At 64.7% G+C, this 6,511-nt stretch carries 8 protein-coding genes; 4 read left to right on the top strand and 4 right to left on the bottom strand.

Annotated elements, in window-relative coordinates; translation table 11 throughout:
- The coding region (locus tag WEA77_RS03610) for a hypothetical protein (RefSeq protein ID WP_368066498.1) at positions 1 to 181 on the top strand (181 nt) is incomplete at its 5' end.
- An 18-nt stretch (positions 182 to 199) separates the two neighbouring features.
- On the opposite strand, the gene WEA77_RS03605 is transcribed toward WEA77_RS03610, so the two are convergent.
- Entirely contained in the window at positions 200 to 1,618 is a 1,419-nt protein-coding gene (locus tag WEA77_RS03605) for an META domain-containing protein (RefSeq protein ID WP_368066497.1), read from the bottom strand.
- Positions 1,619 to 1,943: 325 nt separating this feature from the next.
- Positions 1,944 to 2,408, bottom strand: a complete 465-nt coding sequence (locus WEA77_RS03600) for a hypothetical protein (RefSeq protein WP_368066496.1) — start codon at positions 2,406 to 2,408, stop codon at positions 1,944 to 1,946.
- Between the two features lie 121 nt (positions 2,409 to 2,529).
- On the opposite strand from WEA77_RS03600, the gene WEA77_RS03595 reads away from it, so the two are divergent.
- Complete coding sequence (locus WEA77_RS03595; protein ID WP_368066495.1) at positions 2,530 to 2,718, top strand: hypothetical protein; 189 nt, start codon at positions 2,530 to 2,532, stop codon at positions 2,716 to 2,718.
- A gap of 22 nt (positions 2,719 to 2,740) precedes the next feature.
- Here the strand turns inward: WEA77_RS03595 and WEA77_RS03590 are convergent, their stop codons facing one another.
- Both WEA77_RS03590 and WEA77_RS03585 read right to left on the bottom strand, forming a co-directional pair.
- Complete coding sequence (locus WEA77_RS03590; RefSeq protein ID WP_368066494.1) at positions 2,741 to 3,487, bottom strand: hypothetical protein; 747 nt, start codon at positions 3,485 to 3,487, stop codon at positions 2,741 to 2,743.
- Positions 3,487 to 4,005 carry a hypothetical protein gene (locus tag WEA77_RS03585; protein WP_368066493.1) on the bottom strand — a complete coding sequence of 173 codons (519 nt, stop codon included), beginning with the start codon at positions 4,003 to 4,005 and terminating at the stop codon, positions 3,487 to 3,489. Before WEA77_RS03585 ends, WEA77_RS03590 begins: the two co-directional genes overlap by 1 nt.
- A gap of 203 nt (positions 4,006 to 4,208) precedes the next feature.
- Between WEA77_RS03585 and WEA77_RS03580 the strand changes: the two genes are divergently transcribed.
- Together WEA77_RS03580 and WEA77_RS03575 are read left to right on the top strand one after the other, a co-directional pair.
- Positions 4,209 to 4,394: a hypothetical protein gene (locus tag WEA77_RS03580; RefSeq protein ID WP_368066491.1), complete on the top strand. Its 186-nt coding sequence runs from the start codon at positions 4,209 to 4,211 to the stop codon at positions 4,392 to 4,394.
- A 684-nt stretch (positions 4,395 to 5,078) separates the two neighbouring features.
- On the top strand, positions 5,079 to 6,511 hold a 1,433-nt coding region (locus WEA77_RS03575), incomplete at its 3' end, for an AMP nucleosidase (RefSeq protein ID WP_368066490.1).

The raw sequence follows: 6,511 nt of genomic DNA, 5'->3' as shown, positions 1-6,511 counted from the left end.
CGGCCCCTGCTTCACGCCGGGCGGCGAAACCCTCTTCCTTGCGATCCAGCACCCCGGCGACGGCGAAGGCGCCAGCTACGAATCCCCCACCACCCGCTGGCCCGATTTCGGCGAGGCGTCACCTCCGCGCCCCAGCGTAATGGTCATAACCCGGACGGAGGGCGGCGTGATCGGCGGATAGGGACTTTTCCCGCGATCCCTACCGCCGCAACAACACCCGCGTATCCTCATCCCCGGTGAGCACCAGCGCGCCGTCCTCGGCAAACCGCCAGCCCAGCTCGCCCGACAGCGCGCCGACATACCGCGTCTCCTGATTCGACAGCGCCTGCGCCATGCACGCCCGCCCCGTCATGGCCAGAGGTGACAGGGTCAGCTTGCCTCCTTCCACGGCATAAGTGCCGCTGAAACTGTTGCAATTGGTTGAGCCGCTCACACGCCTGTCCGAACCGAATGCCAGCGTCAGGCGCGAATTGTCGATCACGCCCATCCGGTTGAGGTCCTCAACGATCCAGGCCGCGCCCTGCAGCAGGGCAGGGTCGCCCACCGGCGCGTCGGCGCTCAGCACCGGCACCGCGACAAAGCCGACGCCCTGTTCGCCCATGATCGTCAGTTTCCCGCCCGCGTCCACGCGCGCCGCCGCCCCGCCAGAGAGGATAGAGGTGAACTGCATTTCCTGCTGCATTAAGCCTTCGCCCATGCAGGCCATCTTGGTCATGCCGACGCCGGTGAAGGTCACCTTGCCGCCGTCCTGCGCATAGCCGCCGAAGAAACGGTTGCACCCGGTCGTGCCGTTTATCTGTCCGTCGTCGGTAAAGGTGATGCTCGGCGCCTTGCCGGACACGGCTGCCACGCCGCCCATGGCGTCCACGGTCCAGCTCGTGCCGGCCAGTGTCACGTCCGGTGCCTGCATCGCGGTGATCTCCGCTCCATTCGCGGTATTGATCACCAGCTTGCCGTCGCCGTCGATGGCATAGGTCGCATCCCCGGTCAGCGCTGAGCCGAGCACAGATTCCCGCGCATTTGAGTTGTCGTCCATGCAGGCCATCATCGTCATCGCGACGGCCGAGAAGGTGATCTTCGCGCCGTCCTGCGTATAGTCGCCCATGAAGCGGTTGCAGCCGCCGAACCCGGTGACGCGGCCATCATCGCCGAAATTGATCGTCGGCGGATTATTGCCGGTCACGGCCGCCCCGCCAATTGATCCGATGATCCACTCGCCGCCGCCCAGCGGCGATGCCGGCGCTTCATAAGGCGTCACTTTCACCATCACCAGTTCGCCCATGTCGATGGGGTTCGCCGGGCCCACCGGAACACGGTTCACCGTATCGCTCGTCCACAGCAGTTCGGCGCCCGGCCCGAGGATTGTCGCACGCACCGTATAGGTCATGCGCGGGTCCATCGCCTTCGCAGGCGTCAGTGTGAACGCTTTCGGCACGCCGCCCTCATCCAGCGGCGCGCTCCATTCGGCCAGGTTGACCGCCGCCGCGTCCGCCAGAGACGTATCCTGCAAAACCACCTTCAGCACAGAGCCCGGCGGCGCCATCATCCGTTCACGGTAGGTCGCCGTGCCTGTAACGGTCGGCAGAGCAGACGGCGCCAGCGCCGCGGCGCCTGCCACCGGTGCCTTGCCGCCGGGCGTGAGGCAACAGGCCGAAACCCCAGTCAGCGCAAGGGCGGAACAAAGCGGAAAAATGAAATTTCTGAGAACATGGGTCTGTATCATTCCTGAGTTCCTCATTCTTCCGGCATGGCCGCATTTCTATCCATCGCCGGCAATTTTGTCGAATAATTTTCCCGGCTGCACCGCCAGCCGCGGGTACTCGCGCAAGTGCGAACTTGATGAAAGACCCGTTGTTCCCGGTGGCAACTTTTGCGGATCAGGGGATTTCTATCTTTCGAAGCAGAATTGCACTGTTGTGCGATTGACAGTCAGGGCCCGGGCGCTAGCCTCCTTTCCAAGGGGGGGTGTGCGATGCAGACCAAAGCCCAATTCGATCCCAAAGGGAGCCTCTGGTTCTCCGGCCTGCCGGAAGCCATGCAGGAAGAAGATCCTGCGCAGCGTCGTCCGGCTGAAGCTCAAGCGCGGCAAGCATTTTTTCCGCCCGGGTGATCCCGCGACCGGTCTCTTCGGAATCGTCAGCGGCTAAGCTCAGGTCATCGGTACCACCCTTGCGGGGCTGGATATTCCAGTCGGCATGCACCGGGCCGGAGAGTGGACGGGTTTCCTCGCCTGCATGGAGGGTCAGAATTACACGTCCAATGTCGTCGCCAGCCAGCCTTGCGAGGTTCTGCACCTGGCGCTGCCAGCGGTGCGCCGGATTTTCCTCAACGATGTGTACTCGCTGTCCCAGATGATCGCGCCGGAACGCGCCACCCTGCGCGCGCTCTGTTCGCACATCATCGAACATCTCGCCTTCACGCAGCTGCAGCGCCTGGCGCGCCGGCTCGTGGACCTCGCCTCGAATGTGCAGGCCGAGCGCGTCACCTCGCGCACCATCTCGCCGATCACGCGAGGATCAGCTCGCGCTCTTGATTATGGCCTCGCGCCAATGGACCAACCGCCTGCTGCAGCACCTCGAGAAAGCCTGCCTCATCCACAGCGCCCGCAGCCGTATCGATGCGCTCGACCTGCCGCGCCTCACGATTTACGGAGAAGCCAGTTTCATCCTGGCCGATCCCGTGAGGGCCGATCCGGCCGCCCCGTACGAGGCGCATTAGAAAAGTCCCGTGCCCTGAACCCCTAGGGTGCCAGTGTGATGGCCATCGGGGTTGCGCGTCCCCGGCCCAAGCGGATGGCCTCGCCCGATTGCTCGACCACGAAACACCCGTTGGAGAACTGCGTGCTTGCGCCTGTAGCCGTCTCCTGCTTGTCCAGCCGCACGCTGTTGCCATCCGAGAAGGTAAGATAGGCTGTGCCCGCTTCGACGGCGATCGTTACCGCCTCGCCGCCGCAGACATGGGCCGTCCTGCCAGGTGAGATCATCGGCCGGGGAATACCGCGCGCAAGATCCTCCGGATTGAACAACGCCACGTCCAGCCCTGCCGTTTGGCCGGTATCGGCAATGTCGGCATCGCCGTCCAAGGCCAGCAGGATCGCGTAGCCATCCTGTATCCGCGTGCGCAGGACGAGGTTGCTGCCGGGGATCAGGTCAAACTTCGATACCGTGCCCGAGCAGGCCGCGGGCGAGCCGCAAGTGACCGGAAACTCCGCCTTGAGAACAAGGTCTCCGCCTTCGGGCGGACGGGTGATGTCGCGCACCTCGACGATCAGCCGCGCGGTCTGCGGCATGTCCGGCCCGCTCCAGGTCGCCTCGTCGATGATGGTCGCATCGAGGGGCTCGCCCTCGACTGCGTCCGGCGACGGGCCATAGGGCGTCTCCGCCGTTTTGGCAGACGGCCCGGCCGGCAGCGCCGGGGTATCCTCTGCTGGTGAGCAGGCCGCGAGCGCAGAGAGGCCCGCGCCCGCCAGGATGACAGCCAAGCGCACTATTGCACGTCCATGATCCCGGCGATTTCGCCCAGCGTGGTGGCGCCGCAGCTGATGATGACGCGGCTATATTTGAGGCTGCTGGCCGGCGCCTCGTATTTCACGTCTTCGGTTGTGATCGCCGTCGTCGCCGCGCCGCCGGGCGCTTTCGGGATGAGTTTCAGGCGCAGCGCCGGCATCGCGGAACGGTCGGTCGGACCTTTCTTCCAGTCGAAGGTGTAGCCGCCGGTGCGCACATCGACCTTGCCGATCACATGGATCGTCGGCACAGCGCCTGGCCCCGGCATCCGGTTGACCCAGGCTTCCCAGCCGCGGCTCTCAAGCACATCGCAGGTTTCGGTTCCCTCCACCGGTGCAGCCTCCGGCGTAACGGTTTCCTCGGCGGTGACGGCGACCGGCTTCTCGGCTTCGATCGGCGCGGCAGTCGAGGTGGTATCGCCCTTCCACGGCCAGTACTGGCAGCCGGCCAGGACGAGCGTGGAAGCTGCGGCGGCGAGCGCAAATCGTGTTTTGGTCATGGTATTCCCCTTTGTGAATTTGTGGGCAGAGAACACATCTTGCCGGTAAACTCTGTCAAGTTAATGACAATAGAGGCGCGGGCCAGAAAAGCCCTCCGGATGCAGGCGAAAATTAGCCTCTGGTCCTGCAGGTTCGCCCGTGTCCACAGGCGATCCGCCCGCGCGATTCCGGCTGGGGTGATCCGCGGGATTATTCTCCGGGCATGACAAAACCTGAGACGATCTCCCGGCCCTTATCGCGCCTTCACTCCGTCAGCGGCCGCGCGCTCCGTCAACTCTGGCTCGGCTTCATCAATGGATGGAGTGCAGAGCTGATGGCCGCGCAGATTGCCGCGGACCCCGCACCGAACCTTCGGTACCTCGGGGTGAACGGCCTGCGCACGCCGTGAAAGCCCGGCGAGCGCGAGCACCTCATTCAGGAAGCGCTGCAGGTCCCTCGCGCAGACGCCCTGCTGAGCGGGGACCTGGCGGCCGCAAAGAAAGCCGCCGCGCTTTGCAAATCCAGTCCGGCGCGCCCGAAAGCGGCGCCGCTTAAACTGGTGAATGATGACAATGGAACGCATACGGATGATTGGCGAGATGACTTGGTCGATGAGATCGAGAGGCTGAGCGTCCTGGACGAAGCAAGCGGGCAGCGCTGGCAAAGGACATAGTAATGAAGACTTTCGACAGGGCAGAGCGCCCGGTGCGCCTCGTCTCCGCCCGCATCGGCAGTCGCGGCCGCGCCCAGCCCATCGCCGCCCTCTGCCAGCAAGGCCGCGTCCACCACGCCGGCATCTTAACATGCTGGAAGACCAGACTGCCGCTTCGGCACGGCGCAAGGAGGCCGGCAGCCCTGACCGCGTATATGCTCTGGTTTGGGCGCTCTGGCCGCTGATGGTGGAGGGCGGGGTGCGGAGGGTTCGGGTGATCTGGTGACGCCGCTCCCCTGGTTCACGCGAGGGGTTGGGGGTTGGGGTGCATAAACGCAGACGATTCGCCTGGCGGGACAAAATGCCCTCGCCCGCGGCCTCTCCCGCACCCGGACGGGGAGAAAGAAGCCTGGGAATTGACTTCGCCCGCAACCCGCGCGAATGGGTGCCATGTCAAAACTCACTTCTCCCAAGGCTATCGTGGACGCGCTCGAGGCGCTCTATGTTGAGGCCTGCTCCGCCCTTTCCGAAGCCCTGAACCGTTTCCTGCATGACGGCACGCCGCCTGATGGCGAGGCCCGTGCGGGGGGGGTATTCTGCTATCCGCAGATCCGGCTGGTCTACAACCCTGACGGCCCGCCGCCGCCGATCTCTCGGGCTTTCGGCAAGATGTCTGAAGCGGGCGTCTATGTGACGACCGTCACGCGGCCGGATTTTTTCCGGGCCTATCTGATCGAGCAGCTGACGCCGCTGATGCGTGACTATGACGTGGACGTGCACGTCGAGCGGTCGAATTCCGAGATCCCCTATGCTTATGTCTGGGACCCCTCGCAGGCGGCGGGGCTTGAGGAGATCGCGCCGGCGGAGCTGGTGCGGTGGTTTCCGTCGCCGAAGCTGACGCAGATCGGCGACGAGATTGCGGACGGCGAACTGTTCGATCCGCATGACGTGCGCCCGCTTTCACTGTTCGATGCGCAGCGAGTGGATTTTTCGCTGAAGCGGCTGCAGCACTATACCGGTACGCCGGTGGACCATTTCCAGCATTATGTTCTGTTCACGAACTATCACCGCTATGTCGATGCCTTCTGCGACTGGGCGCTGACGCAGTTAGGCGGGCATACGCGGTATGGTTCGCTGTCAGTGCCCGGCGGCCTGGAGATCGTGCAGCCGCACGCGGAAAGCCGGGCGGCCATCGAAGCCTCGCCCTGGCGGCGTTTCCAGATGCCGGCCTATCACCTGCGCGCGAAGGACGGCGCCGGCATCACGCTGGTGAATATCGGCGTAGGCCCGTCGAATGCCAAGACGATCACCGACCACCTCGCCGTACTGCGCCCGCAGGTCTGGCTGATGGTGGGTCATTGCGGAGGCCTGCGCCATTCGCAGCAGATCGGCGACTATGTGCTGGCGCACGCCTATCTGCGCGAGGACCATGTACTCGACTCAGTGCTGCCGCCGGAGATTCCGGTGCCGCCGATTGCGGAGGTTCAGGTGGCGCTGGCCGCTGCGGCAGCGGCGGTGACCGGCGAGCAGGGCGACGCGCTGAAAAAGCGCCTGCGTACCGGCACGGTGGTGACGACGGACGACCGCAACTGGGAGCTGCGCTTCAGTGCCTCGGCGCGCCGGTTCAACAAAAGCCGGGCAGTGGCGATCGACATGGAAAGCGCGACGATTGCGGCCAACGGTTTCCGCCTGCGCGTGCCTTACGGGACGCTGCTGTGCGTTTCCGACAAGCCGCTGCACGGCGAGATCAAGCTTCCAGGCGCGGCGAACCGGTTCTACGAACGCGCCATCAGTGAGCACATCCGTATAGGGATTGAAACGCTGGAACGCCTCTCGCAGGACGGCGGCGCAAGCCTCCACAGCCGCAAGCTGCG

It is taken from the genome of Hyphomonas sp. (genome assembly GCF_040882205.1).
In the GTDB taxonomy this organism is placed as follows: domain Bacteria; phylum Pseudomonadota; class Alphaproteobacteria; order Caulobacterales; family Hyphomonadaceae; genus Hyphomonas.
Note: the sequence above shows the minus strand (reverse complement) of the source record. Positions and strands in the feature narration are given on the sequence as shown.

Bases quoted from the DNA above. Each gene is read 5' to 3' on its own strand.
- WEA77_RS03585 (WP_368066493.1), bottom strand. From the start codon at position 4,005: ATGACCAAAACACGATTTGCGCTCGCCGCCGCAGCTTCCACGCTCGTC.
- WEA77_RS03600 (WP_368066496.1), bottom strand. From the start codon at position 2,408: ATGTTCGATGATGTGCGAACAGAGCGCGCGCAGGGTGGCGCGTTCCGG.
- WEA77_RS03580 (WP_368066491.1), top strand. From the start codon at position 4,209: ATGACAAAACCTGAGACGATCTCCCGGCCCTTATCGCGCCTTCACTCC.